The following is a 26494-nucleotide window of genomic DNA, read 5'->3' on the forward strand; positions in this document are numbered from 1 at the left end:
AGTGATATAATTCACGAATACACTTCTGTAAGAAAGGTGTCATAAAGAATTCATTAAACATTTATAATTTTATATAGCAAAAGAGGCTAAACCATTCGATAGCCCCTTTTGCTGTAACTTAATTATGTTTTACTGGCAAAATGATTTCTACTTCCGTTCCTTTTCCTAATTGGCTCTTAAATAGAAGTTCTCCAAGATGATCTTCGATGATTTTTTTTGAAACCATTAAACCTAATCCTGTGCCTTCAGGTTTTGTTGTATAGAAGGGTTCTCCAAGTTTTTTTAGTTTTTCTGAATCTATTCCACAACCATTGTCTTTAACATAAATTTTTATTTGGTCACTTCCTATTACCTTGCAACCCACTTCAACCGTCCCGCCTCTTGGCAACGACTCAACTGCATTTTTTATAAGATTAATAAATACTTGTTTCATTTGTTTTTCATCACATTCAATTAAAGGCATTCCTTCGCATTCTTTAAAAACAATCTTTGATCCAAAATTTTCAGCAAGAGGACTGGTCACATTAGAAATATACTGGATAATTTCATTAAGATTATTCTGCTTAAAAGTAGGAGGTTTTGGTCTGCCTATAATCATTAAATCATCAACAATTGTATTAATACGATCTATTTCCTGTAGCATTATTGGATAATAGGTATCTTCGCTTACATCTCGTTCACTTTGTAATTGAATAAATCCCTTTAATGCTGATAAGGGATTACGTATTTCATGTCCAATTACAGTGGCAATCTTCCCAACATAAGCCAATTTTTCTTTTTTATTTAAGTCCTCATAAACAGTTGATAGCGTTTGTATATATGAAATAAATCTGGTAAGCATGATAAACGATACAATAGATATAATGACAAAAATAGCCACCGGTATAATAGTATTTTTATCTAAAAGAATCAAACCAGAAACTAAAAATTTACCAGTTGTTGAAATTGAAACCACCCAAAAATACCGCTTGTTTACAAAGATTGGAGCAAAAAGAACTAAAAAGACATCTAAAACGCTCCCGTATTCAAATGGGTTCCCCCTATTTCCCAAATACATTAATAACATGTTAAGTAAATCTAAAAGAGTATACCAGATAATATAGATATATTTTACAGTATAGACCTTTTCTTTTTTGATCAAATATACAGCTAAAGGTAACAGTAGAAATAGCAACACAAAAAACCAAAAACCAAGCGCTGACTTTGGGCCTTCTTCAGGATTTTCTATTGTAAGAGGTTTAACATAATATATTAACAAATCGTAGGCAGTAAATATTACATAAAACATCCATAAAAACAGTTTTACTGCCTTTACTTCCTCAACTAACAGTTGTTTCCCATGAACATTATCCGACATAACCAAACCCCGCTTATAATAAGTAACATGCACACATACCTATTTTAAACAGGATTTCCTGTATTTTCTATAAAAAAGTGAAAAAAATCGGCATAATAATATATTTTTCGACAAAATATGACTATATTTTTAACACAATCATACAATTTTCATCAAAAAATGCAGGTATCCAATAACACGTAAGGAATTATCCATTATAGATATATCGATTAACCGGCCTTCCAATTCCACCGTATTGGATATCGATTTTCACCTTGCCACACTTTTCCAAGTACTCTAAATAGCGACGGGCTGTGACTCTCGCGATTCCTACCCCCTCCGCTACCTCCTCTGCTGAAATCGGGAACGAATGGCTGGATAAGAAAGAAATTACTTTTTTTAAAGTAACCCCGTTTAAACCTTTAGGAAGCTCCCCTTGTTCCTCAAGCTCTTTTTGAAATAATACTTCATCCAGTTCTTCCTGAGAGATGGTTTGCTTCTTATTTATTTGCATTCTAAAAGATCGATAATTTTCTAACGCCTTTTTCATTCGCTCAAACTTAAAGGGCTTCATAATGTAATCAAACGCACCTTGTTGAAGGAATGAGCGGACTGTGTCCATATCACTTGCGGCTGTAATAGCAATCACATCAACTTGATAACCTTTTGTACGGATCATTTTCAAGGTTGTTAACCCGTCTTGATTTGGCATAAACACATCAACAAGGACCAAATCCGGCTTAAGTTTTTCAATAAGAGCAATCCCCTCAAGTCCGTTTCCAGCAATACCGATAACTTTAAACCCCGGGACACTATCGACAAAGTGACGATTAATTTCCTGAACCATTGGATCATCTTCAATCAGGACGACTTTAAACAACTCTCACACCTCCATGTACGGATGGTTCAAACTTAAATGTAATCTGAAAAGACGTTCCGTTTCCAACTTTAGAATCAACATGGATTTTTCCTTGTCCTTTATCAACAATCTGTTTTACCAAAAATAAACCAATTCCTCTTCCCGTTCCGCTCTTTGAGGAATATCCATAATTAAAAATTCTAGAAAGATCCTCTTCTTCTATCCCGCACCCATTATCTTCTACTAATATATTTAGAATTTGATCCGTTTGCCGGATACTCACATAGATTTCATTACTTTCTGTCTGAACATCTTTAAAAGAATCATAGGCATTTTCAATTAGATTGCCAATCATCAAAACAAAATCATGATGATCAAGTAAATTCGGAAATTCGCGCAAGAAGCTGTTCCGATCAATAATTACCTGAATTCCAAGTTCTTTACCGCGGCTAACCTTACTTAACAATAGCCCGGAAAGACTGTCATCGTGTATATTTTTGCTTAGAAATCTCGTTAATTCTTCCTGCTCCTCTGTTACTTGAAACACATATTCGAGCGCCTTTTCCCTATTCCCAATTTGGATTAATCCGGCTATGGTGTGCAGTTTATTAATATGTTCATGGTTTTGAACTCTTAAAGCATTTACGAAAGCTTTTACCCCTGTTAATTCTTCCGCTAGATTCTTAACCTGAGTTCGATCCTGGAATATAGCAATTGCCCCAACCGTTTCATTATTCACTTTAATTGGGATTCGATTACTTACTATCATTAAATTATTAATATATAAATCTTTATTATAGATAGGTTTATCTAACTGAAGAATTTCCGGAAGATATGTATCCGGTAAAATATCCGTTATTTTCTTTCCAATTACTTCATCTTTAACATCCAAAATCTCTTTTGCCCGATTATTAAAGATCGTTATCCGCTCTTCTCGGTCAATCGCAATCACCGCTTCATGCATCGAGTTAAACGTTTCTGTACGCTCAACAACAATTCTGGCAATTTCATGCGGCTCAAGCAGAAACATTTCCTTCTTAATCTGCCTTGCTAACACCCAAGCGCCCCATCCTCCAAAGAAAAATGCAATCCCTCCTGTTAGCAGGATCTCTTGTTTAAGATGAAGCAATGTTTCAAACAAGCTTGGTAGTTTATACCCGGCCATGACTACGCCTATTTGTTCCTTGTTTTGATTAAGAACCGGCACAAATGCTCGGATAACCGTACCAAGTTCGCCGTATGCCTCTGAAATATAAGAGTGCTCAGCAAAGGCTGCTCCTTCATCTGAACCCGTTGATACTTCGCCCACTTTTTCCAAAATTGGGTGCGTAAGTCTCGTACGTTCCATATCCATCACAACGATGTAATCGGCTTTGTTTATCATTCGAATTTTTTCTACTGTTTTTTGAAGGTCAATAATATCTCGTTGATCATTAGGGATATTTTTAATTACTTCTGGAAGCTCTGCAACTGTACGAGCCGTCAACATGGCTTGCTCCTTAATTTTGTTTTCCTCTTTTTGGATAAAACCATTAATGAGCACAATACCAAGAAAAAGTAATGAAAAGCCTAATATGAAAATGATTAAACTAGTAATCTTCCATTGAATTGATATCCGCATAATGTAATCCCCTTAACGTACTTAGACTATTGTATCACGAAAAATTTATCTATTATTTCAATAAATGTTATGATAAAAAAAACAACAGTTCGAGGGTTGATATGAAAACATTTATTTCAATTAGTACATTAACTATTACTATATTAATCATATGGATAAGTTCAACTACTTTGCAACATTCTAAGAACCTTGTCTATGATGACGAACAGGAAGGCTTAAAGGATCAAATTATTATCCGCTTTAGCCATGTTGTTGCTGAGAATACACCAAAAGGTCTTGCCGCACAAAAATTCGCAGACTTAGTCCAAAAAAAGACAAATGGAAAGATTAAGGTGGAAGTTTATCCAAACGGCATTCTTTATCCTGACGGGGAAGAAATAGATGCTTTAATTCGTGGCGACATCCAAATGGTGGCTCCAACCTTTACTAAAATGACAGAGTTCGTCCCTGAATGGAAGGTTCTTGATTTGCCCTTTCTTTTCCAAAACGATGAACAGGTTGAGAATGTTTTCACGGGTAGTATTGGCAAAGAATTAATAGAAAAATTGGATGAAAAACACATGAAAGGGATGACCTTTTGGAGCAATGGTTTTAAACAAATGTCAAGCAGCAAAGGACCGCTGATCACCCCGGCCGATTTCAAAGGCCAAAGCTTTCGGGTAATGCCCGGTGAAATGATTGAAAAACAATTTTGGCTGCTTCACGCAAACCCTGTAGCTCAGCCTTTCAACAGTGTATATCACTCATTAGAAATCCAAGAATTAGATGGTCAGGAAAATACGATTTCAAATATCTATTCTAAAGGCTTATACAAGGTACAGGACCATCTAACGTTAAGTAACCACGGATATCTAGGGTATGCAGTAATTATGAATTCTGATTTCTGGAGAACACTATCAGCTTCCGAACAAAAACAAATTAACAGCGCACTTGCTGAAACCTCAAAATGGATTCAACAGGAATCGAGAAATATGAACGACGCCCAGCTTGAAGAAATAAAGAATAGCTCATCAATTCAAATTCATACCCTAACTAAAGAGCAACAAAAGCTTTGGAAGGATGCATTTACACCTCTTTATAAATCTGTTGAAAAAGAGATTGGTGCTGAGTTTCTTTATAAAATTCAACAAGCAAGCGAGTAAACCTTACATAATAAACAGGCGCACAAACGCCTGTTTTTTTTTTGCTTTCATCGCCATGACCAAAATGAACAAAAAGAACAATATCACCATAAAATATATTTTTCTAAATTGTCTGTTAATATAAAACCCAACCACACGACACTGAAAGCGCTAACAATGATGTTAATAGATAAGGGGGATTAACATGAAAATAAATTTTAAGAATTTAACTGTTCAAGTCATTATCGGGATCTTTGTTGGTATTGCGATTGGTTTTACCTTCCCTGAATTCGGTGAGAAGTTAAAGGTATTAGCAGATATCTTTATAAAAATGATTAAAATGGTGATTGCACCCATAGTCTTTTTTACTGTTGTGATTGGCATTGGCAGTATGGGTGACCTCAAAAAAGTGGGCCGCATCGGAGGTAAAGCCCTGCTTTATTTTGAAATTGTCACCACTTTTGCTTTAGCAATCGGAATTATCGTCGTCAACTTGATTAAGCCAGGAAAAGGTTTTAATACCACCGCAGTAGAGGGTGGCGATATAAGCCAATTTACTGACCAAGCGAAAGAAACAAGTCACGGGGCAATGGATTTTATCATGAGTATTATTCCAGATAATATTGTCGGTGCAATGGCGAGTGGAGAATTATTACCTATTCTTTTTTTCGCAGTTCTTTTTGGCACATCCCTTGCCGCTATGGGAGACAAGGCAAAGCCTGTTGTTGAATTATTTGAGAAATTAACCGATGCCTTCTTTGGCGTAGTAAACATGATTATGAAGGTATCGCCAATTGCGGCATCAGGTGCCATGGCCTATACAATTGGAAAGTTCGGTCTTGGTTCGCTTGTTTCACTAGGTAAATTAATGGGTTCCGTTTATATTACAATGTTTTTATTTATTATTTTGGTGCTTGGTGCCATTGCGAAGTTCTATAAGTTTAGCATTTTTAAGTTTATCGCTTATATTAAAGAGGAAATTTTACTTGTGCTTGGAACCTCCTCTTCCGAATCAGCTCTTCCAAGGATGATGGAACGCCTCGAAAAGTATGGCTGTTCGAAATCTGTTGTCGGATTAGTTGTTCCAACCGGATACTCCTTTAACCTGGACGGTACAGCCATATACTTATCCATGGCAGCCATTTTTATCGCTCAAGCATATGGGGTCGATTTAACCCTTATGCAAGAAATAACCCTTCTGGGGATTTTAATGTTGACATCAAAAGGAGCCGCAGGCGTAACGGGATCAGGCTTTATCACTTTGGCCGCAACCTTAGCAGCCTTCCCAATGATACCTGTTGAAGGAATCGCGCTATTACTTGGGGTGGATCGCTTCATGTCTGAAGCACGTGCCATTACTAATCTAATTGGGAATGGCGTAGCAACAGTTGTCGTCTCCAAAATGGAAAATGAATTCCACCCTCCTCTTGAACTAGCAGAAGAAGCCCCTGCTGCCTCACGACAGATTGTTTAATATTAAGAGTAAAATAATGTTGATTATGAGCACTCTGTTGATTGGAGCGGAAGGTGCGAGACTCCTGCGGGAGAAGGTGTCACGGGAGACCCCGCAGGCGCTATGGCGCCGAGGAGGCTCCCGGACTCCCCCGCGGAAAGGGAGCACCTGCAGCGGAAATCAACAGCCAAATTTAACATCACTATTATAATAATAGAAAAGAAGCGAACAGAGTTTATCTTTCTCTGTTCGCTTCTTTTTACTTTCTATCATTCTACTTATCCCTCTTAATTTATATTATTTCATTATCAATAATGAATATGTAAAAATACTGAAAATTTCGATAAAATGACACAAACCCCCTCCTTATTTTAGTTTACCAATATAATATAATGAAGAAAGGTAAAACAATATTTTCCAATACACCTTACCATTAGCAAACTAGATCATTCAAACTTACTTCATAGACTTCCGCTCACTTAGTTTTTAAAAGGTATGAATAAAAATGGGGGATGCCAGATGAAGAAAACATTCACCAAATCACTCGGAAGAGTCACTGAAAAACTAGAGCTGGACATTGAAGAAAAGTGGATTTATGTGTATTACTCTCGGGGGAATATCAAACATACAGCTTACATTTTAAGAAACTCCAATAAATCAATTGAAGAATATATTAGTCACTTCCTGGAAGACAATCCTATATCCGAGGATCTTAAAAATGAAATTAACAAGTTCTTAACTTCTAAAAAATCAAAATCTGAAACGAACTTTCATCTATTTACGATTTTTCTTATCAAGACTCTCTCCTTTAATGTAGTAGTTTGCATTTTGTTAGGAATCTCTATCTTCGCTGGATTTAAACTTGGATCGATTGCCGACAGTAGATATGACCTTTATCCCCTTTTTACCATTGTCGGTGTATTATTGGGACTTATTATCGGAGGAAGCATTTGCTACATTATGATCATGCACTATATGCAGCAGAGTGAAAAGAGCGAAAAGGATACCCATCCATTACTTTCCGGCCGAAAATTACAAAAAAAGCCGACAGAAGAATCAAGTTTGAATGTTCCAATTATAGATGTTTCATTAGATGAAGTGCGTAGAGCAACTCAATATTTCTTTAACCAACATCCAAAAGAAACATCCAAGACGATTCTTATAAAGGATGATTTCAGCATTGATTTTAGCCAACTTGTTCATTATTTAGGTGGAATACCATCAAAAAAATATTATATGTCAAAAGAAACATATGATGTTTTCGAAGAAAGTGATCGGCACATCCCTGAAATGATGGACAAAGTTCAGAAAGCTGTTGACCTCTATGTAAAGGATCACCAACATAACCCAACGTTAAGTTATGATCCACTTCACCGAGTAAACTGTTTTGAACTGATCCAGGAACATTATTTAGATAGTAATCCAGAAATGGATTTTTATCTCACAGATTGTGACGGTATTATTTCTCACATAAAGCCAAATACGACGAATAAACATGTGGATTAACCAATTTTCCAAATTAAATTACAACCTGCTCCATAAAAAAAACTAAAAACAAAAAACGTTATCCTAGTTTTGCTTAACTATTGGATAACGTTTTTTGTTTTATTTAAAACCTTAGAAATGGAAAATAAATTCATTTTATGTTAGATTTTCTAACATAAATTTTCAGAAACTTGAGAAAACCTATTGACACATTATTTTTTTACGCTAAAATAAACCTAAAGAAACTAATGTTATATTTTCTTACATTAATACGTAATGAATTGTAACAAAAGAAAAGGGAGGAAGAAAAATGGATGCTACTTTTTTAATGAACAGCTTGTGGGTCATGTTGTCAGCAGTTTTAGTTATCTTTATGCTAGGTGGATTTATCCTATTAGAAGCTGGTTCTACACGCATGAAAAATGCAGGTCATATTGCTGGTAAAACCATTTTTACATTCGGGATCGCTTCATTGGTTTACTGGGCAGTTGGTTACGGGTTTACCTTCGGAGAGAACGCAAACTTCTTCGTCGGACTATCAGAATTCTTTTATTCCGGCACACAAATTGAAGGAGCAAGTCTTTCAACTCCAGTATTCTTTTTATTCCAATTAGCATTTGCTGGTATTTCCTTAACGATTGCATTTGGAGGCTTTGCAGAAAGAGCGAAATTATCCGTTTACTTATTCTTTGCACTCTTATTCTCAGCACTTGTTTATCCCGTTATCGCTCATTGGATTTGGGGCGGAGGTTGGTTAGCTGAACACGGAAAGCAAGACTTTGCAGGCTCAACTGTAGTTCACTTAACTGGTGCGATGGCAGCTCTTGCTGCAACGATCTTGTTAAAACCTAGAATCGGGAAGTACAATAAAGATGGTTCCCCTAATAATATTTACGGACACAATCAAGTTTACACCGCGTTATCAGTTCTAATTTTATGGGTAGGCTGGTTTGGATTCAATGCAGGAAGCACTGTTTCAGTCGATGGAGCTTTCTTCGGATTTGTTGCACTAAATACAAACCTTGCAGCCGGTGCTGGTGCTGTAGCTGCACTAATCATTTCTTGGATCGTCCTTGGTAAATCAGACGTCCCAACAATGTTAAACGGAGCCTTGGCAGGACTAGTTGCCATTACTGCATCATGCGCATTCGTAGAAACTTGGGCAGCAGTTGTCATTGGTTTAATTGCCGGAATCTTAGTTTTCTATAGTGCTAGATTCTTTGAAAAGAGAAAAATTGATGATCCAATTTTTGCTTTATCCGTTCATGGTACAGCAGGAGTTTGGGGTACTTTATCAAACGGATTCTTTGCTACAAAAGAACTCGCTACAGTTGGTAAACCCGGACTCTTCTACGGCGGAGGATTTGAACAGCTTGGTGTTCAAGCGTTAGGAATTGTAACTTCAGCTGGTTATGCATTCATCGTCTCATTCGTCATTTTAGTCATCGCGAAGAAAGTTCTTAAAGGACTTCGTGTTACTGAAGAAGAAGAAATTATGGGCCTTGACATTAGCGAACACGGAAGCTACGGTTATCCTGAAGTATTTTTATCAAATGAAAAAAGTGTAAACTCATAATTATGGAAGCCTCTTTCAAAGAGGCTTTCACTTTTTCTGGCGCAAAGGATGTGTCAAAATGGCAAACGAAGTTTTTCATTCATACGAATCAATACGAAGATGGAAAGACGAGCAAATTTCCCATTATCACTCTGATAATACAACTTTAAATCATTTTCATGACAAGGTTATGCAAAAGGTATACGCTTTAGCGTTAACTCGTTTAAACAAAGGAGCCCCACCGTGCTCATTTTCTTGGTTCATCACCGGAAGCGGCGGAAGATTTGAACAAGGACTTATTAGCGACCAAGACCATGGCATCGTGTACGAATTATCAAACAATCAATCCGACGAATATTTTATAGCATTAGGCAAAGAGCTTTCCTTCGGTCTAAATATTGTCGGTTATCCTTATTGCGAAGGGAACGTAATGAGCTCAAACCCACTCTGGTGTAAATCACTTGAACAGTGGAGGCTCCAGATTCTTCAATGGATGGAAGAAGGCAGCTTCCAAACCATCCGCAATCTGCAAATCTTTTTCGATGCTCGAATTTTAATTGGGAACTCCAGTTTAATCCAATCATTAAAAACCTTTATTTTTGAATACCAACAAACCAACCCAAACTTAATCAAGCGCTTGATGGAAAATGTCATGCATATTAAGAACGCAGTCGGCCCCCTTGGCCAAATTATTGTTGAGGAGAAAGGATTACACGCAGGAGAAATCGACTTAAAATATTCAGCCTTTCTCCCCTACGTTAATGCCATTCGCCTTCTTGCGATTAAAGAAGGAATCTCCGAAACTTCAACACTTAATCGACTTGATGAGTTAATAAACCAAAGAGGTTACAACGAGGATTTCGTTGTCTATAAAGCTAATTTTCTGCAGTTGCTGAAATTTCGCTTATCGTTATTTGATACAAAAGATTCTTACGATGATATTCATTTTCTTGATCTTAAGCAGCTTAGTCGTGAAGAAAAAAAAGAAATTAAGCGCATTTTAAAAGACGGAAAAAAACTGCATCAGAACGTCAATCGGATCATCGAAAAAGGGTGTTAGCCAATGCCATTTGAACCGTTTTATCATTTAATGAGAGGAATTCACGGGAAAGTCTTTGGTGGCGCGCAAGGGCAGAACGCCCAACAAATGGCTTATCTTCGCCAGCTTCAAAGAGAATTAAATTCAGAAGATAAGCTCAAGATACCGTTAGAGGAGTTAAATGTTGTTGTTTTCGATATCGAAACAACCGGTTTTTATCCCGATCAGGGTGACGCTATTATTTCCTTGGGCGCAATAAAAGTATGCGGGAATCGTATTCAGGAAAATGAGGAATATTATTCCGTGGTTCATTATGATAAACCTCTTCCACAAAAAATTATCGAACTAACAGGAATTACCGATCAACAACTTAAAGATGCTCCTCCACTTTCAGAGGTACTCATCCAATTTTTTAAGTATGTAGGAGATAACACTCTCGTCGCACATCATGCCGGTCATGAAAAAAATTTTTTACAACATGCCAGCTGGAAGCTATTTCGCTCCCACTTTAAACATCGCATTGTTGATACTTCTTTTTTATATCGGGTCGCAGAGCCGGATAAGAAACTTGTTCGATTAGAGGAGTTTTGTGAGTTTAACAGAATCCCAATTGAAGGCAGACATCATGCGCTAGGTGATGCAAAATTAACAGCAAAGCTCTGGTGTCTTTATATTAACAAGCTTCAAGAAGCCGGCTATAAAACATTAAAAGAAATTTATGAACGCGTAGCAAGATTATAATATCCAATTCAATCTGACCTTCCCAATTTTTGATAATGGATGGGTCAGATTTTTTTGCAAAAAATAAGGAAAATCAGGTGTGTAAACCCAATTTTCCTTAATCGTAACGTTATCAGCTAGTCCAATAACCTTTAAGTCTAAGATACATTTTCTTCTTCTCTTGGAGCATCATAGTCTTTTTCCCAAAACTCTGCATTTTTTATCCCTAATGCTTTCGAATTAAACACTGGATCAAGCCCCTGTTTTTTCTGTGATTCATAATCCTTTAAGGCAATTAAAGCCGGCTTCGTCAAAATTAAGATCGCTACTAAATTTAGCCAAACCATGATCCCTAATCCAACATCCCCCAGCGCCCAAGCCAAATCGGCAGTTTTGACTGACCCATAGAAGGTAGCAGCAATAATCACAATTTTAAGGCCAACCATCGCAATTTTACTTTCTCTACCTTTTGTTAAATAGGCGATATTCGTTTCAGCAATGTAGTAGTATGCCATAATTGTTGTAAACGCAAAGAAAAATAAAGATACTGCTACAAACCCTGAACCAAATCCCGGAATCACTGATTCCACTGCAGCCTGAGTAAAGCCTGGACCGGCTGCAACACCCGGAATTTTTTCAACAATAAAGGATTTTCCATCAGCTCCAAACGTATTATAGGAGCCAGTAAATAAAATCATAAATGCAGTAGCGCTACACACTAACAATGTATCAATGTAAACAGAAAATGCTTGAACAAGTCCTTGCTTGACCGGGTGAGACACCTCAGCAGCCGCAGCAGCATGAGCACCAGTTCCTTGGCCAGCTTCGTTAGAATAAATTCCCCGCTTCACTCCCCACGAAATAGCCATCCCGACAATTCCACCAAACGCTGAATCCAGCGCAAAAGCACTTTTAAAAATAAGCGCAAAGACGTTAGGAAGTTCAGTAATATTCATAACAACAATAATGGCAGAAACTAAAATGTATCCTAACGCCATGAACGGAACAGCGTATTGAGCTACAGTAGCAATCCGTTTTACTCCACCAAAAATAATTGCACCTAACAATACAGTGATAACGATCCCACTAACCATTGGACTAATATCAAAAGCATTTTTTAATCCAATCGAAATAGAATTCGACTGAATTCCCGGCATCAACACCGCCATTGCAAGAATAGATGAAACAGAAAATAAGACCGCATACCATTTCCACCCTATTCCTTTTTCAATATAATAAGCAGGCCCTCCTCGGTATTGACCACTTTGTTTTACTTTATAAATTTGGGCCAAGGTGGATTCTACAAAAGCACTCCCCGCTCCAATAAAAGCAATCGCCCACATCCAAAACACCGCTCCAGGGCCTCCCATTGCAATAGCCGTCGCTGTACCGGCAATATTCCCTGTACCGACACGACCAGAAAGAGCGATAGATAATGCTTGGAATGAAGATACCCCAGCATCAGAACTTTCCCCTTTAAACATTAGCCTTACCATGTCTTTAATATGCCTAACTTGTAAAAAACGAGTCAGGATACTAAAAAATAAACCAATCCCTAAGCAAGTGTAAATAAACGGCGCACTCCAAAGTATCCCATTCAAACTATTGACGATTTGCTCCAAAAAATCCACCTTCTTTTTTATGAAATTTTAATATATTTCGAATTATAAAATACTATCCGTTGTATTACAACAACTTTTCGAGGTTTATGTAAGGTAATCTGACATGGTTTTTTTGAAAGGATCTCTGTCGGTTGGACAAACTATTTGAAAAAGGAGGAATTGCTATGGTGAGACGAAATAAAATCCTTGTTCCCGAAGCAAGAGAAGCGCTTGATAAATTAAAGGCTGAACTCAATCATCAAACAAATCCCGATCAAGTTAAATTTGAAGTTGCCAAGGAAACGGGTGTTCCGCTAAAACCAGGCTATAACGGCGATTTAACCACTAGACAAGCCGGTAAGGTTGGCGGCAAAATCGGTGGGAATATGGTGCGCGAGTTAGTCAAAATGGCCCAACAGTCTATGAGTAAAAAGGGAGAATAATTCTTTTCTTCAAAATAGGATTGACCTGAAAACAGGAAAAGGGAATCCTATTAAGGGGCGCTACATAGTACGCCATTCAAACTGTTAACAAATCGCTCCAAATATTTCACCTCTTTTCCAAAAAATTATTAATATATTTCGAATTATAAAACAGAAACTGTTATACAACAATAATTATTAAATTAATCTGATATATAAAAGTTTTAATTGTTGAAATTTGGACAAAAAAAAGAGGCCTCTAACCCAAAAAGTTAAAGCGCCTCTTTTTGCCATTGTTTTTCGTGGAGCTCATAATAAAACCCTTTTTTCTTTAGTAAAGTTTGATGGTCTCCTTTTTCAATCAAGCTCCCCTGGTCTAAGACTAGAATCTGATCTGCTTTTTGAACCGTATTCAAACGATGGGCGATGACAAAGCTTGTTCTTCCCGCCATTAATCTCTGTAATGCCTCTTGGATTTTCAATTCGGTTATCGTATCAATATTGCTTGTTGCTTCATCTAAAATTAATATGGCCGGATTGGCCAAGATCGCCCTCGCAATGGACAGAAGCTGCTTTTGTCCTTGGCTAATGCCACTGCCATCCTGCTTAAGAAGCGTATCATATTGATTTGGAAGCTTCATAATAAAGGAATGAGCATTAGCAAGCTTTGCAGCTTCTTCTACTTCTTGGTCTGAAGCTTGTAATCTTCCATAACGTATGTTCTCTCTAATCGTGGCTTCAAACAAAACGGAGTCCTGTAACACAAACCCTAAGTGACCTCGAAGACTTTCTCGTTTTATTCTTTTAATATCACAGTTATCAATCAATATACGGCCACCGTCAGAATCATAAAATCGAGCCAGCAGATTAATGACTGTCGTCTTCCCGGCCCCAGTAGGCCCCACCAGTGCAACGATCTCCCCTGGACGCGCATGGAAACTGATGTCCATGACAGTATCACTTTCTTTTTCATAAGAAAATGTAACATTTTCAAACTTTACATCTCCATTGGTGTTAGCTAAATTGACAGCATTAAGTTCATCTTCTTCTATTCGCTCATCTAATATCTCAAATACTCTTTCCGCCCCAGCCACAGCAGATAACAGTGTGTTAAATTGGTTTGCCAAGTCATTCAAAGGTCGGGTAAACTGACGGGAGTATTCGATAAAAACAACTATAACCCCAATCGTAATCAGTCCCTTTAAGGCAAGAACTCCTCCAACACCCGCAATGATGGCAAAGCTTAAATTATTTAAAACATGCATAAGCTTTGGAATAAATCCTGAAATAGTCTGAGCCCAAAACCCGGATCCCTTTAGCTTATCATTTCGGATCATAAACTCAGCCAGCACTTTATTCTCCTGCGAAAACGTTTTGACGATCCTTTGACCAGAAATGGTTTCTTCGATAAAACCGTTTATTTCACCCAAGTTTCGCTGCTGTTCTTTAAATGATTTACCAGTACGATTGGTTATCCATTTCATCCCGGCAAACATGAGCGGAACAATAATTAACGTTACCGCTGTTAACAACGGACTAAGCCACACCATAACAGAAATAGAACCAACCAACATCAGAATACTCGTTGAAATTTGAATCACCGAGCTATTTAAAGTAGAGCTTATATTTTCGATATCATTTGTAACCCTGCTCATGATTTCTCCATGCTGGCGCTTATCAAAATAATGAATCGGTAATAGGTGCAGCTTTTTGAATAAATCTACCCGCAAAGTATAAACCGTCTTTTGAGCAATTCCAATCATCCAGTAATTTTGCAGAAAGCTTGATGCCGCATAAAAAACATAAACAAAAACTAACGATATTAACAGTTGCAGCAAGCCTTCTGTTTCCTTCGTGACGATAAAATCATCGATAGCCTTTCCAACCAAGATCGGACCTAAAAGACTAAGTCCCGTAGAAAGGATGACTAGCAGGATCACTACTGAAAATAAACCCTTTTTTCTCGCTAAATAAGACCATAATCGTTTTAATGTGGCCACTAAATTAGACGGTCTCGCCTTCTTTCCTCGCCCCTTGTCTCCATTCGGTATTGGCTTTCCGCTTCGATATTGGAAGGGTTTCTTAAGTTCATTGAACATGCTTCACCCTCCCCTCTCCTAATTGGGATCGGAAAATTTGCCGATAAAGCTCTGATTCTTTCAAGAGCATTGCATGATTTCCCTTTGCCAACAGCTTTCCATCGTCTAAGAGCAGAATCATATCCGCCCCCATCGCTGTACTGATTTTTTGTGTAATAATGAACGTTGTGCACGAATATTGTTTGATTGCTTCAAGCAATTTACCTTCTGTTTTTAAATCTAGAGCACTCGTACTGTCATCAAATAAAAGAATTCTTGGATTTCTGACAAGCGCTCTTGCTATCGCCAATCTTTGCTTTTGTCCTCCCGATAAATTAACACCCTTTTGACCAATTACGGCTTCATATTGCTTTGGAAGTTTTTCTATTGTGTCATGTATTTGAGCATTTTTTGCAGCTGCAATCATTTCTTCAAGCGTCGCATCCTCTTTACCCCAGGCAACATTCTCCTTGATTGTACCTGTGAACAACAAAGCCTCTTGTGGGACAAATCCAATTTTCCTTCGGAGGAATTCCGGATTTAACGAGCGAATATCATAATCATCAATATAGATAGCCCCCTCGTTTACCTCATAAAGACGGGGAATCAACTGAAATAGCGAGGTTTTCCCTGAACCCGTTGCTCCCATCACAGCAATCGTAGAGCCAGATTTCACTTGGAATGAAATATCACTTAGAACGGTTCGATCTGTTCCTGGATAACAAAAGGAAACAGATTGAAACTCCACTTTTCCTGTTATTGAAGGCACTGATTCTAAGGAAAGATTCGTTTCTCTTTTTTGCTCTGTCGTTAAGACTTCAAGTATCCTCTGCCCGGAAGCCTTTGCTTTTGAAAAAACAAGGATAATCATCGAAAACATCGATAAAGCGGCAGCAATCCGAGTTCCATAATTGACCACGGCAACTAACTCACCAACCCCTGCTTCACCTGACTCAACTTGACCACTTCCAAACCACAATACCCCCAAAATACTAATATTCATTACCATTAGTAAAAACGGCATGGTGAAATCAATTAATCTTAATGCAGAAACTGTCCGCTTCATTAATTCATCATTCGCCTGTTCAAATCTCTTCGTCTCGTGTGGACCTCTTAGCAGAACTTTAATCAGGCGCATCCCCGCTAAATTTTCCCGCATTACACTATTAACCCGATCCAATTTCGCTTGAGAGGAACGGAAAAGCTTTGCGGCCTTAGTAAATGCCCATCTTAAAAACAAAATAAGGAAGGGGACAACCGAAATAAGAATGAAGGCAAGCTTAACATTCACAACAAAGGCCATTATGACCCCACCAATCACAAACAGAGGGGCACGCATCATAATTCGCAGACTCATAAAAACAGTATTTTGAATTTGAGTAACATCATTTGTCATTCTTGTTATCAAGGACGAGGTGGGAAATCGTTGAAAATCCTCAAATGATAATGACTGTACCTTTTCAAACAAGCTTTTCCGAATATCATATCCAAAGCTCTGTCCGACGTGGGCCGCATAAAAAGAATTAAGGATACCTGATGCAAACGACAGCAAAGAGATCCCAAACATAACCCCACCCCACTTAACAATGGTGGAAAGATCCTTTTGAACAATCCCTTGATCAATAATTTTCACCATGAACAGGGGCAGCATCAGTTCAACGATTAGTTCGAATAGCATTAGGGAAAGGGCTAGTGATATCGAAAGTTTATAGGGTTTTAGGAAGGAAAAAAGTTTTTTCAATGTAAAAACCTCCAAAGATGTTTAAGAGGATGTGATCAGAAGCTCAAATTTTCTAGTAATCGGATATCGTGTAAACTAAAATAATCTACTATCCATGATATAACTTTATTGTGTTTTTTTAAAATGAAGTGAATTAATAACATGGAGAAATGAAAAAAGTTGACTTCATGTACATATTTGTGAAGTCAACTTTTCTTAACCCTATTTAATCATATTTGTTTCTATTTTATAAGTTTAACCGAATATAACCCGTATTCCGCTGAACCCTCGCCCATTTCACCAGTTTTAATCTCCTCAACAAACGTGGCTTGAATGGTATGGACATTTCCGTCCTTATAGAAACCTTCTAAAATAAAAACCGCAAATCCAAGAACTGTTACTGGATCACTTGTTCCCGAACCGAAATCGGATATAATGGGAACATATACTTTTTGCCCTACTTTTGCCTCAATAGCATCTACTACATCAGCACTAAAAGGTACCCCAGTTTTTGTTCCAATTACATCACCTTCTGTAATGGGAACGGGGGAGCCATTTTCAATATAATAAGCAACAGCTTTTGCTCCATTTGAACTATCCTCTGCAGGAGTTGAATCAAGTGATGAAAAATTTAAAAAACCAAAGTTCCCGTAAGCTCCATCTCCGGGATTTGAGGTTATTTCATGGGTTACACCGACCTCAAAAGTTTGATTCAAGTTTATACCAATCGGAATAATATTACCCTTATCAATTTTAACTAATTTACCCACTTTTGCTTGAGCAACTGCATTTACTTCTGAGATTTCATCGATCCCTAAAAGAGGCATTAGGAATAAAGACACCATTTCCTGTCCAGTTACCTCGATGATGTTTTCTTCGGGAAATCCTGTATTATAGGAAATATCTGGACTAATGTAGTTAACAGCCGTTAGCTCTTTTGCTTCGATTTCAGCTGCATCATGATTGAAACCTGCGTTGGCTTCTTGACCCTCTAACATCACATTCGCCCCCGCAAGAGCACCGGCATCTACAGCTTTTTGTAAATGTGATTTAGATATATATAACCTTCCACCATCAATCACTAAACCAGTAAACCCCATTAATACTGTAATGGCAATGGCAACATACACCATTGCTTGGCCGTCCCTTTGCCTTATTAACCTATTAAACCACATCTATTACACTTCCCTTGTCTGTTTTATATGTAAATAGACATTTCCGTTAAGAACGATCGAAGCAACTTTACATGTTAATGCTTTGCCTTGACTACAACCCCAACCCATTAGTAACAAACTGAATAACTAACGGACCGAGTATAACGATAAAAATGGATGGGAATATTAGAAAAACCATTGGAAATAGCATTTTAACAGGTGCTTTCATTGCGAGTTCACGAGCTGCTTCACGGCGTTGTTCGCGGATTCTCACAGTTAAATTTCTAAGAACCTTTGCCATCCCTATCCCTAGTTGATCAGCTTGGATTAATGTACTCATAATACCTTGAAACTGCTCGGATGGTACCCGTTTACGAAGATCATAAAATGCTTCACGTCTCGATTTTCCTAGTTTCATATCCTCTAAAGTTCGCAAAAATTCTTCACCCAGCGGACCTTTTGTCTGATGACTTACCTCAGAAAGTGCACCGTCCAACCCCATCCCAGCCTCAAGCAACACATTAACCATATCAAAAAAATCAGCCATAGACCTGTTAATAAACTTGATGCGTTCTGTTCTTTTTTTACTCAAATAAAACATCGGGAGACGATAGGAAAGCAAAGAAGTCGATATCACTAGCAGCCAGGCCATCCCTTTATTTTCCGCTGTAGGAAGAAAGAATAGAAAAAGAAATAACCCACTTCCCAATGTCAGTACTAGCTGCATTAAGCGAAACTCGATGGCAGTCCATTTATATTGAAAACCTGCATCATTGAGCATGGCATCCAATTTCATTTTTTCAGACTTTGAAATTCGTTTGTTTATATACTGTTCTCCAGCATCCCAATATTTTTGAAAAATAGCCAATTGTTTCTTTATTTTTCCAGCTACATCCTTATCAATTTTTTCAACGCTATAAGTTGAAGTGTTAAAGTATTTTTCGATTCGATCATTAACCGTCAATTTCCGTTTGAAAACTATAGACAGGATCCCTGCTGTAAATAAGGAGAAAAATGCGGAGGCTGTTATTATAAAAGCTGTGTTCAGCATCAAACTACACCTCAATATTATTGATTTTACGAATTACAAGCCAGCCAATTACAACTGATACTGCAGCTAATGAGAGCATCAGCCAGCCCAGCGGATGTTCTAGCATTGGCGAAAAATAATCTCCACTTGCAAAATTTAAATACAAACCTAAACCTACAGGAAGCAAGGTGATAACCCAAGATGAAATGCGTCCTTGAGATGTTAATGTTCTCAACTCCTCTAAGACTCGAATTCTCCCACGAATCGTCTCTTCCATTGTCTCCAATAACTCAGCTAAATTTCCCCCGCTACGGCGCTGAGCTAAGATTGCTCTAATAACAACTTCTAGCTCTTTATTTGGGAGCCGCATCAACATGCTCTCAAAAACTTCCTCAATTGGAACACCAAGCCCTACTTCTCGGACCACCCGTTCCAATTCCGGTCCTAACGGGTCAGGAGTTTCTTTTCCTGCTAATTGCATCGCCTGCATAAAGCTGAAACCAGCCCTCAGTGAATTAGCCATGATTCCTAATGTTTCAATCAGTTGAAATGAAAGAGCATACAATCTTTTTTTTCGCTTAGTTTTCAAATAAAAGTGGGGATACATAAAACCAACTACACATAATACGATTCCAATCAAGATATTTAAACCAGTAAGCAAGGAAAACACCACTGCTCCAATGCTTATTAAAATTCGCAGCACAAAATATTCCTCAGGTCTTAGCATACTTCCTGATTCTGCAAGCAGCTTTTCTATACTCTTACTAAACGTAATACCGTTCAGTAATTTTCCAGATGAAGCAATAAAATCTTTTATAATGTTTTTCTTTGCTATTTCTGTTGCATCTGATTCAGCATTTGCGGTATCTGGAATAAAAACTGCTAATCTTCGATTAACAGCCTTGTTTCGCTCAAATCTTTTTACAACTAAGAAAAATAAAGAGAAAGAAATTATAAATATAACTATTATCCCTATTAGCGTATTCATACCCATTCACCTGCAAACAACGAAGGTGGTAAGGTAAATCCATTTAATTCAAGCTTTTCTGCAAAGGTTGGACGAATACCTGTTGAAATAAATTTACCTTCTATAGTTCCTTCAGAATTTTTCCCCTTTTCATGAAAGCGGAAAAGATCCTGCATAACAATCGTATCCCCCTCCATACCGATAACTTCCGTAATATGCGTAATCTTTCTTGTTCCATCGCTCATTCGGGCTTGCTGAACAATTAAATCAATGGCACTGGCAATCTGTTCACGGATTGCCCTAACAGGTAAATCAAATCCTGCCATTAACACCATTGTTTCAAGCCTTGCAATCATATCTCTTGGGGAGTTGGCATGTCCGGTACTTAAACTACCGTCATGACCAGTATTCATAGCTTGAAGCATATCCAACGCCTCTGCTCCACGGCACTCTCCGACAACGATACGGTCAGGACGCATCCGTAATGCGTTCCTTACTAAATCCCGAATTGTAATTTGTCCCTTCCCTTCAATATTTGACGGTCGACTTTCCAATGAAACGAGATGTTCTTGGGACAATTTTAGTTCCGCCGCATCTTCAATCGTGATGATTCGTTCCTCAAATGGAATAAACGATGACAGAACATTAAGGGTAGATGTTTTTCCGGATCCTGTTCCACCACTAATAAAAATATTTAGTTGGGACTTTACACACATATCAAGAAAATCTGCCATCTCTTTGCTCAATGTACCAAACCTAATTAAATCTTCCACTTCGAATGGTTTTGTGGAAAACTTTCGAATTGTTAACGAAGGACCTTTTATTGCTAAGGGTGGAATAATCGCATTTACCCGTGAACCATCAGGTAAACGAGCGTCAACCATCGGTGAGCTTTCATCCACACGACGTCCAATAGGGGCAACAATTTTTTCGATTACCCGAATCACATGCTGGTCATCACGGAAAGTAACATTACTCTGATACAATTTTCCCTTTTTTTCGAAATAAACTTTATTCGGACCATTAACCATTACTTCTGTGATTTCCTCATTTTCCAAGAGAGGAGTTATCGGTCCATATGCTAATAACTCATATTCTACAAAGGTTTGCAACTCTTGCTTTTCTTCATATGTAAGCCTCATACCCTCTTGCTCCAAAAAGGATTGACTTATTTCACGAATTTTTGTTTTTTCCTGTACCCCACTTACATTTGGAAGCCTTTTTAACTCCTCCACTACAAAAGAATGAAGTAATGATCCCAAATCCCAAAATTCCTTAGTTTTTTTTGCACCAACGACCTCTTGTTTTTTTTCAATTGGCTTTACCATTAACTTTTCTTCACTCTGCTTTACTGTTTGCGTTTCCTCGTTTGGTTTTACAACCTGCTCTCCAGCAAATCGCTTAAATAATGACATTTAATCTCCCTCCTCCCTTTTTATCGTTTTAATAAAAACCCAAATATTTCTCTCTTTTGAGACTGTTTTACTTCCTCATTATTACCAGAAAACTTCTCAGTAAATTCGATTACAGCTTTAGAGATAGGTGATTTCGGTTGAGATAATATAAATGGAATTCCTTCATTCAGAGATGCTTTTACCACCGTTTCTTGATCAGGCAATAAGGCGAATATAGGCATCCCTAATATTTCCTCCACTCTTTTTCCATCTAATCCTTTATTTTTATTGACTCGGTTCATAATCAGTTTCACTTTCCCTTTAAAATTCAAAGAATCCATTGTATCGATATACAGCTTTGTTGTTCGTAAAATCGGAACATCGTTTGTCATCATCACAAAAATTTCATCTGAATTCTGTAAACAAATGAGATGAATCTCTGATAGGTATGCTGGGGTATCGATGATAATAATTTCAAAAGAGTTTTTCAATTCCTCAATGGCTTTTTCCATATGATCCGCACTTATAAACTCAAAAAATTCCGGGCGGAGAGGAGCTGATAATACAGAAACCCCTGATGAATGCTGTATTAAATATTGATCAATCGTATAATTTGACTGATCATAAGCTTCCTTCACCCATTCATAGATGGTCCGCTTTGGTTTCAAATCAAAGTAAAGAGCAACATCCCCAAATTGTAAATTGGCATCGATTACAGCTACCCTTAGGCCTTGCTTGGCAAATGAAGTTGCCGCATTCACTACAAATGCGGTTCGTCCCAATCCGCCTTTTGGATTACAAACTGAAATCACTCTGCAATCGTTTTTTGAAAGATTAATATTATATATATTGTCTTTATTTTCCCGATGCTTCAAATATTTTTCAGCTTGAAGAATGACTGCCTTCAACTCTTCTTCGTCACTGAAAGTCCTTAACAGATCTGATGCACCAACCTGCATGGCTCTTTTCATGTTTTCCATATTATCTGGGATTATTAGCACGATATAGACATGAGGGTAAAGAACTGACACCTCTTGGCAAAGCTCGTAAACATTGTATTTTGAGTTTGTTTGTAAAAACAGGACAGATTGTTGATGCTGCATTAAATGCGGATGCATCTCATCAACTGTATTTACAATTGTTAATGAATATTGTTTACTCACAAGCAATGATTCAAGTTTTATGTTGGGGATATTGGTGTCAGAGTAATAATACCAATTCATGGCTATTTATCCTTCCCTTCCTCAATCACTTCTCTAGTAGAACGCTTCATTTCTTCAATTTCACCTTTATCCTTTGTATTTCGAAGCATAAAGTAGAAGCCATCTTTATCCTTTGACGCTAAACTTAACATCAACCCCTGATCAGGAGTCACCTCAAGGGTTACAGTTTGATAATCAAGTGCTTCCTGGCCAGTATCAGATGATTTCCCTATTGCTAAAACCTTAATATTTTGAAGAACCAATACTGATGACTTGAACTTTTTCTTGGTATTTTCATCAACCGTCGTTTCATAGGCAACTACATCAACATGAGCATTTCGTTCAATATAGCCCGAAATCCCCGCCTCAGGTAAGGTTTTCAATGAGATTGCCCTTTTACCCTCGCTTACCTTTTCCATTGGATTTTCCGTCACAGTCTCTTTTGCTTTAGCTGTTTGGGCATTTTGTACTTCTTCAGATTTCTTTATCTCTCCATCGGAAGCTGTTTTTTCAGCCTTGCCGGAGAAGATTGCAATATATGCAACAAAAGCCATTAATACCCCAAATATTAATGACATGATCCAAATCTTCTTAGTATTCATCCTCAGTACCTTCCTTCAACTTTTTGATTATTCAATCAATTTAGCTCGGTATTTGTTATCAAACTCGCTCTGAGTAATTTCCTCAATAAATTCCCCTGTTATTTCTATTTTTCCATCTCCATCTCGATCTTCTTTATAAAGGTAGAAAACTGCAAAGCCAACCACATCTATCTCCTTACCTTGCCCTGTCACTCCATCCCAAGTATTAATAATCGGAACATAGACCAACCTTTTACATAAAGGATCAGCCGTACATTGCGCTAAATTAGTGTCAGAATCATGTTCGATACGTTCAACGAATTCATTGTAAGCTCCTTGGGGTTTACCTGTTTCTGAATAGATACCATCACCTTTTACAGCAGTATCACTGATTGAAATTGGCTTGTTATAACCATTTTCAATTCTTGACACCAACTCATTATTTCCATCATTATGACTGCCATCAAGATCGACAAATCCAACATTTCCCGGTGTATTATTACTGTCATAAACCAAAGGTAAATGCACTCCATCAGGTTGACTTGGTATGAGTTCCTCCGCCACTGCGACTGGGACAAGTCCTCTATTATTGAATATTGCTTTCGCCTTCGCTGTAACCTTTAAAGTATCTATGCCTAATACTCTTGCAAAATACGTATCTACATTTTTACTCTTATATGCCTCAACATAGTATTCATCGTCAGAAGCAACAACTTTACCATAAAATTCATCTGAAACATTAGCATTCCCATGTACATCTAAAGAGTAGCCATTCTCCTCGGATATACGATCTCCCATTTCCTCTGCAGATGTCTCACTTCTTGTCAGAATAAATTCTTTTGCTCCTGCTAATACACCTGCATCTAGCGCCTTTTGCATTTTACTTTTCTCCAAATACACATTTCCAATATCAACTGCCAGTCCAGTGAAACCCAATAAAGCTGTCAAAAGTACTGCAACCAAAATAGTAGACTGTCCACTATCATCTATCAGATATTTTATTATTTTATTCATTACTCAACCCTCATTGTTGTTTTATCCGTCAATGTTAGGGGACTTACTATGTCTCCAATCACAGGAGTTAAAAAATCAATTGGATAAATGATTGTAATTTCTACTTCATCACCTGATGCCCGGGTACTAGGGGGATTAATTGTGACTTGGCTTCCTTGTAAATTGATGCTTTCGCCATAATTAATTGCAGTGTTCTTAATAACTCCATCATCATTTCCAATACTAGCTACCCTTGCCGCTTCTCTGCCTGCTTGATCAATCGTTAAATATGCATGGAAGATTCTCCCGAAATCAACAATTCCAAACAGGAGTAATAAAAGTACTGGCAGCACTAGAGCAAACTCTACTAATGACTGCCCCTTTTCAGACCTCATCATCTGATTCCTCCTCCTAACACAAAGGCACATACCGTACCCAAAACAATTGCAACACCATAAGGAAAGGTTATACTAGAGTTCACATGCTTATTTTTATTAATTACAATCTCTCCGGTATTGTCCCGTAATAATAGTAACTTAAAGAAAATGGATTTTAGTGAAAACCACAAGTTTTTAATCGGACTCCACAACCCATCGGATTTAATAATTAAAAAAAGTGCAATAATCCCACCGATAATTCCTGTATAGATAAAGGAATGAAAGGTAAAACTTGTACCTGTTAAAGCTCCAATCGCAGCCATCAGTTTAACATCACCAGCACCCATTCCTCCTAATAAATAAGGGATTAACAAAAGTCCTAGTCCAACAAGAAAACCTTTTCCGCTGAACAAAAAACCATCCCAGCCAAGGGTTATTGTATAAAAAAGTAAACCAAAGAGAATTGCAGGCAGGGTTACAATATTTAAAATCCTTCTGTTTTTTATATCTGTTATTAAAGAAATCATTAGAATCGTCCCTAGCACAATTATTATGAACATATTAATATCCTCTATCATTTTAAGAATAAGAGCCCTACTTATAAAAAGTAGGGCAAAACACTCTTGGATAATTTTCCCTCAGAGAGGATTATAGCTTACCAGCTACCTTAGTAAATAATGCTGCTAGTGCATCAGTAAGAGTAGGGAAAGCCGCTGCAACAACTATCCCAATTAACGCAATAATCAAACCATACTCAACCATACCTTGTCCTTCTTCTTCAACAACTAAATTCTTCATTTTTTCTAACATGTTTTTTCCTCCTTAAAATAAATAGATGAGTTTATGTCAAGCAGCTGAGAAGTTAGAGTTTCTCCTATTCTTCTTTCGCATACCTATGACCCAAAACATGAACAGTTTGTATGTAACTTGATGTTCACTATAACACATAAACAACTTTGGAACGTTCATTATAATGAACAACTTCATGTCCCTATGATATGTGACTAGCTAAAAAATGTAAATAGTTTTGTTCTATATAAAATTCGAATATTAAAGATAAATATCGACACATTTCTTTATTGAGAACAGATAAATAATAGAGTAAAGTGGAATTAGGAAATTAGTTAAGGAGAGAAAGAATATGATAACCAATGAAGCGATCGACACTAAGAAAATCCCGTTTCCTATCAAAAAGGCAGATTCGTTTTCCAGTCGATTAAGGGGATTAATGTTTCGAAAGGAACCTCTACACAATGAAGGTCTTTGGATTATACCTTGCAACTCTATTCATATGTGCTTTATGCATTTCCCTATAGATGTTGTATTTCTTGATAAACAGGAAAGAATTGTGCACCTAGTTCGGAGTATTCAACCTTGGAGGATGATCGCTCCCATAAAAGGAGCTCATTCAGTTGTAGAGTTGCCGGTAGGAACCATCGATCAGCTTGAACTGAAGATTGGATATCAACTTGACCCTTCTTTATAAATAGAGCCAATTAAAAATAGAGCACAAGATTTGTCGAACTTTTTATTCAAAAACTAGAACTAAAAAACTATAAATCTAGCGTAAGATATTAAATACAAGAAATTGCTAAAATTTAAAAAGCGCCTGAACAACTAACACAATCCCCACCTTTGCTCAGGCCCCTACTCCCCTTCCCCTTTATAACCAACCAAAACTCTTCTCACTACTTTTGCGAGTTTTCCTAATTTTCACTTACATGTTTAAAGAAATAATTGAATATATCATGAAACAATATTAGAATTAGTTCTATATACAGAACAA

The 26494-nt window shown here is 37.4% G+C and carries 24 protein-coding genes; 8 read left to right on the forward strand and 16 right to left on the reverse strand.

The annotated features are described in order from the left end of the window. Positions 1-118: 118 nt before the first annotated feature. From ACI48O_RS01250 to ACI48O_RS01260, 3 genes are all read right to left on the reverse strand, one after another. Positions 119-1357, reverse strand: a complete 1239-nt coding sequence (locus ACI48O_RS01250; protein WP_435559877.1) for an ATP-binding protein — start codon at positions 1355-1357, stop codon at positions 119-121. 187 nt (positions 1358-1544) lie between these two features. Continuing rightward, positions 1545-2216: a response regulator gene (locus ACI48O_RS01255; protein WP_435559878.1), complete on the reverse strand. Its 672-nt coding sequence runs from the start codon at positions 2214-2216 to the stop codon at positions 1545-1547. Then, the gene (locus ACI48O_RS01260) at positions 2209-3816 is read right to left on the reverse strand and encodes an ATP-binding protein (protein ID WP_435559879.1); all 1608 of its coding nucleotides are present in this window, start codon (positions 3814-3816) and stop codon (positions 2209-2211) included. Before ACI48O_RS01260 ends, ACI48O_RS01255 begins: the two co-directional genes overlap by 8 nt. A 101-nt stretch (positions 3817-3917) precedes the next feature. On the opposite strand from ACI48O_RS01260, the gene ACI48O_RS01265 reads away from it, so the two are divergent. The 6 genes from ACI48O_RS01265 (at position 3918) to ACI48O_RS01290 (ending at position 11210) form a co-directional block, all read left to right on the forward strand. Beyond that, positions 3918-4958 carry a DctP family TRAP transporter solute-binding subunit gene (locus tag ACI48O_RS01265; RefSeq protein ID WP_435559880.1) on the forward strand — a complete coding sequence of 347 codons (1041 nt, stop codon included), beginning with the start codon at positions 3918-3920 and terminating at the stop codon, positions 4956-4958. Positions 4959-5142: 184 nt separating this feature from the next. Beyond that, the gene (locus tag ACI48O_RS01270; protein ID WP_435559881.1) at positions 5143-6411 is read left to right on the forward strand and encodes a dicarboxylate/amino acid:cation symporter; all 1269 of its coding nucleotides are present in this window, start codon (positions 5143-5145) and stop codon (positions 6409-6411) included. Between the two features lie 498 nt (positions 6412-6909). Next, positions 6910-7896 carry a DUF3939 domain-containing protein gene (locus ACI48O_RS01275; RefSeq protein ID WP_435559882.1) on the forward strand — a complete coding sequence of 329 codons (987 nt, stop codon included), beginning with the start codon at positions 6910-6912 and terminating at the stop codon, positions 7894-7896. Positions 7897-8185: 289 nt separating this feature from the next. Further along, positions 8186-9451: an ammonium transporter gene (locus tag ACI48O_RS01280; protein ID WP_435559883.1), complete on the forward strand. Its 1266-nt coding sequence runs from the start codon at positions 8186-8188 to the stop codon at positions 9449-9451. Between the two features lie 58 nt (positions 9452-9509). Then, on the forward strand, positions 9510-10490 hold the full coding sequence (locus ACI48O_RS01285) for a DUF294 nucleotidyltransferase-like domain-containing protein (protein WP_435559884.1): 981 nt from the start codon (positions 9510-9512) through the stop codon (positions 10488-10490). A 3-nt stretch (positions 10491-10493) separates the two neighbouring features. After that, positions 10494-11210: an exonuclease domain-containing protein gene (locus ACI48O_RS01290; protein WP_435559885.1), complete on the forward strand. Its 717-nt coding sequence runs from the start codon at positions 10494-10496 to the stop codon at positions 11208-11210. A 137-nt stretch (positions 11211-11347) separates the two neighbouring features. On the opposite strand, the gene ACI48O_RS01295 is transcribed toward ACI48O_RS01290, so the two are convergent. Further along, the gene (locus ACI48O_RS01295) at positions 11348-12811 is read right to left on the reverse strand and encodes an alanine/glycine:cation symporter family protein (RefSeq protein ID WP_435559886.1); all 1464 of its coding nucleotides are present in this window, start codon (positions 12809-12811) and stop codon (positions 11348-11350) included. Positions 12812-12975: 164 nt separating this feature from the next. Between ACI48O_RS01295 and ACI48O_RS01300 the strand changes: the two genes are divergently transcribed. After that, positions 12976-13233, forward strand: coding sequence for a small, acid-soluble spore protein, alpha/beta type (locus ACI48O_RS01300; protein WP_435559887.1), 258 nt, complete (start codon positions 12976-12978; stop codon positions 13231-13233). A 251-nt stretch (positions 13234-13484) separates the two neighbouring features. Here the strand turns inward: ACI48O_RS01300 and ACI48O_RS01305 are convergent, their stop codons facing one another. The 12 genes from ACI48O_RS01305 to ACI48O_RS01360 form a co-directional block, all read right to left on the reverse strand. Beyond that, positions 13485-15311 carry an ABC transporter ATP-binding protein gene (locus ACI48O_RS01305; protein ID WP_435559888.1) on the reverse strand — a complete coding sequence of 609 codons (1827 nt, stop codon included), beginning with the start codon at positions 15309-15311 and terminating at the stop codon, positions 13485-13487. After that, positions 15301-17031, reverse strand: coding sequence for an ABC transporter ATP-binding protein (locus tag ACI48O_RS01310; protein WP_435559889.1), 1731 nt, complete (start codon positions 17029-17031; stop codon positions 15301-15303). The genes ACI48O_RS01305 and ACI48O_RS01310 overlap by 11 nt, the downstream gene beginning before the upstream one ends. Before the next feature lie 221 nt (positions 17032-17252). Then, a complete protein-coding gene (locus ACI48O_RS01315) occupies positions 17253-18185 on the reverse strand; it encodes a TadE/TadG family type IV pilus assembly protein (RefSeq protein WP_435559890.1) in 933 nt (310 codons plus the stop codon). 91 nt (positions 18186-18276) lie between these two features. Further along, positions 18277-19215, reverse strand: coding sequence for a type II secretion system F family protein (locus tag ACI48O_RS01320; protein ID WP_435559891.1), 939 nt, complete (start codon positions 19213-19215; stop codon positions 18277-18279). 4 nt (positions 19216-19219) lie between these two features. Continuing rightward, positions 19220-20182, reverse strand: coding sequence for a type II secretion system F family protein (locus ACI48O_RS01325; RefSeq protein ID WP_435559892.1), 963 nt, complete (start codon positions 20180-20182; stop codon positions 19220-19222). Then, a complete protein-coding gene (locus ACI48O_RS01330) occupies positions 20179-21576 on the reverse strand; it encodes a CpaF family protein (RefSeq protein WP_435559893.1) in 1398 nt (465 codons plus the stop codon). Before ACI48O_RS01330 ends, ACI48O_RS01325 begins: the two co-directional genes overlap by 4 nt. Positions 21577-21596: 20 nt before the next feature. Next, positions 21597-22778 (reverse strand): CpaE/TadZ family protein, encoded by a 1182-nt coding sequence (locus ACI48O_RS01335; RefSeq protein ID WP_435559894.1) that lies wholly within the window; start codon positions 22776-22778, stop codon positions 21597-21599. Between the two features lie 2 nt (positions 22779-22780). Next, positions 22781-23359 carry a Flp pilus assembly protein CpaB gene (gene cpaB / locus ACI48O_RS01340; RefSeq protein ID WP_435559895.1) on the reverse strand — a complete coding sequence of 193 codons (579 nt, stop codon included), beginning with the start codon at positions 23357-23359 and terminating at the stop codon, positions 22781-22783. A 27-nt stretch (positions 23360-23386) separates the two neighbouring features. Then, positions 23387-24352, reverse strand: coding sequence for a pilus assembly protein TadG-related protein (locus ACI48O_RS01345; protein WP_435559896.1), 966 nt, complete (start codon positions 24350-24352; stop codon positions 23387-23389). Continuing rightward, entirely contained in the window at positions 24352-24729 is a 378-nt protein-coding gene (locus ACI48O_RS01350; protein ID WP_435559897.1) for a TadE/TadG family type IV pilus assembly protein, read from the reverse strand. Before ACI48O_RS01350 ends, ACI48O_RS01345 begins: the two co-directional genes overlap by 1 nt. Continuing rightward, positions 24726-25268 (reverse strand): A24 family peptidase, encoded by a 543-nt coding sequence (locus ACI48O_RS01355; protein WP_435559898.1) that lies wholly within the window; start codon positions 25266-25268, stop codon positions 24726-24728. Before ACI48O_RS01355 ends, ACI48O_RS01350 begins: the two co-directional genes overlap by 4 nt. A gap of 88 nt (positions 25269-25356) precedes the next feature. Beyond that, positions 25357-25518, reverse strand: coding sequence for a Flp family type IVb pilin (locus tag ACI48O_RS01360; RefSeq protein WP_435559899.1), 162 nt, complete (start codon positions 25516-25518; stop codon positions 25357-25359). Positions 25519-25849: 331 nt separating this feature from the next. On the opposite strand from ACI48O_RS01360, the gene ACI48O_RS01365 reads away from it, so the two are divergent. Continuing rightward, positions 25850-26194: a DUF192 domain-containing protein gene (locus ACI48O_RS01365; protein ID WP_435559900.1), complete on the forward strand. Its 345-nt coding sequence runs from the start codon at positions 25850-25852 to the stop codon at positions 26192-26194. The last annotated feature ends 300 nt before the right edge of the window (positions 26195-26494 follow it).

It is taken from the genome of Neobacillus terrisolis, from assembly GCF_051233475.1.
Classification (GTDB): Bacteria; Bacillota; Bacilli; order Bacillales; family Cytobacillaceae; genus Bacillus_BU.

What these genes read in the sequence shown, in the direction of transcription:
- ACI48O_RS01315 (WP_435559890.1), bottom strand. Translation starts at nt 18,185, where the DNA reads ATGTGGTTTAATAGGTTAATAAGGCAAAGGGACGGCCAAGCAATGGTG.
- ACI48O_RS01280 (WP_435559883.1), top strand. Translation starts at nt 8,186, where the DNA reads ATGGATGCTACTTTTTTAATGAACAGCTTGTGGGTCATGTTGTCAGCA.
- ACI48O_RS01300 (WP_435559887.1), top strand. Translation starts at nt 12,976, where the DNA reads ATGGTGAGACGAAATAAAATCCTTGTTCCCGAAGCAAGAGAAGCGCTT.
- ACI48O_RS01275 (WP_435559882.1), top strand. Translation starts at nt 6,910, where the DNA reads ATGAAGAAAACATTCACCAAATCACTCGGAAGAGTCACTGAAAAACTA.
- ACI48O_RS01335 (WP_435559894.1), bottom strand. Translation starts at nt 22,778, where the DNA reads ATGAATTGGTATTATTACTCTGACACCAATATCCCCAACATAAAACTT.
- ACI48O_RS01325 (WP_435559892.1), bottom strand. Translation starts at nt 20,182, where the DNA reads ATGAATACGCTAATAGGGATAATAGTTATATTTATAATTTCTTTCTCT.
- ACI48O_RS01250 (WP_435559877.1), bottom strand. Translation starts at nt 1,357, where the DNA reads ATGTCGGATAATGTTCATGGGAAACAACTGTTAGTTGAGGAAGTAAAG.
- ACI48O_RS01265 (WP_435559880.1), top strand. Translation starts at nt 3,918, where the DNA reads ATGAAAACATTTATTTCAATTAGTACATTAACTATTACTATATTAATC.
- ACI48O_RS01270 (WP_435559881.1), top strand. Translation starts at nt 5,143, where the DNA reads ATGAAAATAAATTTTAAGAATTTAACTGTTCAAGTCATTATCGGGATC.
- ACI48O_RS01345 (WP_435559896.1), bottom strand. Translation starts at nt 24,352, where the DNA reads ATGAATAAAATAATAAAATATCTGATAGATGATAGTGGACAGTCTACT.
- ACI48O_RS01355 (WP_435559898.1), bottom strand. Translation starts at nt 25,268, where the DNA reads ATGTTCATAATAATTGTGCTAGGGACGATTCTAATGATTTCTTTAATA.
- cpaB (WP_435559895.1), bottom strand. Translation starts at nt 23,359, where the DNA reads ATGAATACTAAGAAGATTTGGATCATGTCATTAATATTTGGGGTATTA.
- ACI48O_RS01360 (WP_435559899.1), bottom strand. Translation starts at nt 25,518, where the DNA reads ATGTTAGAAAAAATGAAGAATTTAGTTGTTGAAGAAGAAGGACAAGGT.
- ACI48O_RS01260 (WP_435559879.1), bottom strand. Translation starts at nt 3,816, where the DNA reads ATGCGGATATCAATTCAATGGAAGATTACTAGTTTAATCATTTTCATA.
- ACI48O_RS01305 (WP_435559888.1), bottom strand. Translation starts at nt 15,311, where the DNA reads ATGTTCAATGAACTTAAGAAACCCTTCCAATATCGAAGCGGAAAGCCA.
- ACI48O_RS01330 (WP_435559893.1), bottom strand. Translation starts at nt 21,576, where the DNA reads ATGTCATTATTTAAGCGATTTGCTGGAGAGCAGGTTGTAAAACCAAAC.
- ACI48O_RS01365 (WP_435559900.1), top strand. Translation starts at nt 25,850, where the DNA reads ATGATAACCAATGAAGCGATCGACACTAAGAAAATCCCGTTTCCTATC.
- ACI48O_RS01350 (WP_435559897.1), bottom strand. Translation starts at nt 24,729, where the DNA reads ATGATGAGGTCTGAAAAGGGGCAGTCATTAGTAGAGTTTGCTCTAGTG.
- ACI48O_RS01285 (WP_435559884.1), top strand. Translation starts at nt 9,510, where the DNA reads ATGGCAAACGAAGTTTTTCATTCATACGAATCAATACGAAGATGGAAA.
- ACI48O_RS01320 (WP_435559891.1), bottom strand. Translation starts at nt 19,215, where the DNA reads ATGCTGAACACAGCTTTTATAATAACAGCCTCCGCATTTTTCTCCTTA.
- ACI48O_RS01290 (WP_435559885.1), top strand. Translation starts at nt 10,494, where the DNA reads ATGCCATTTGAACCGTTTTATCATTTAATGAGAGGAATTCACGGGAAA.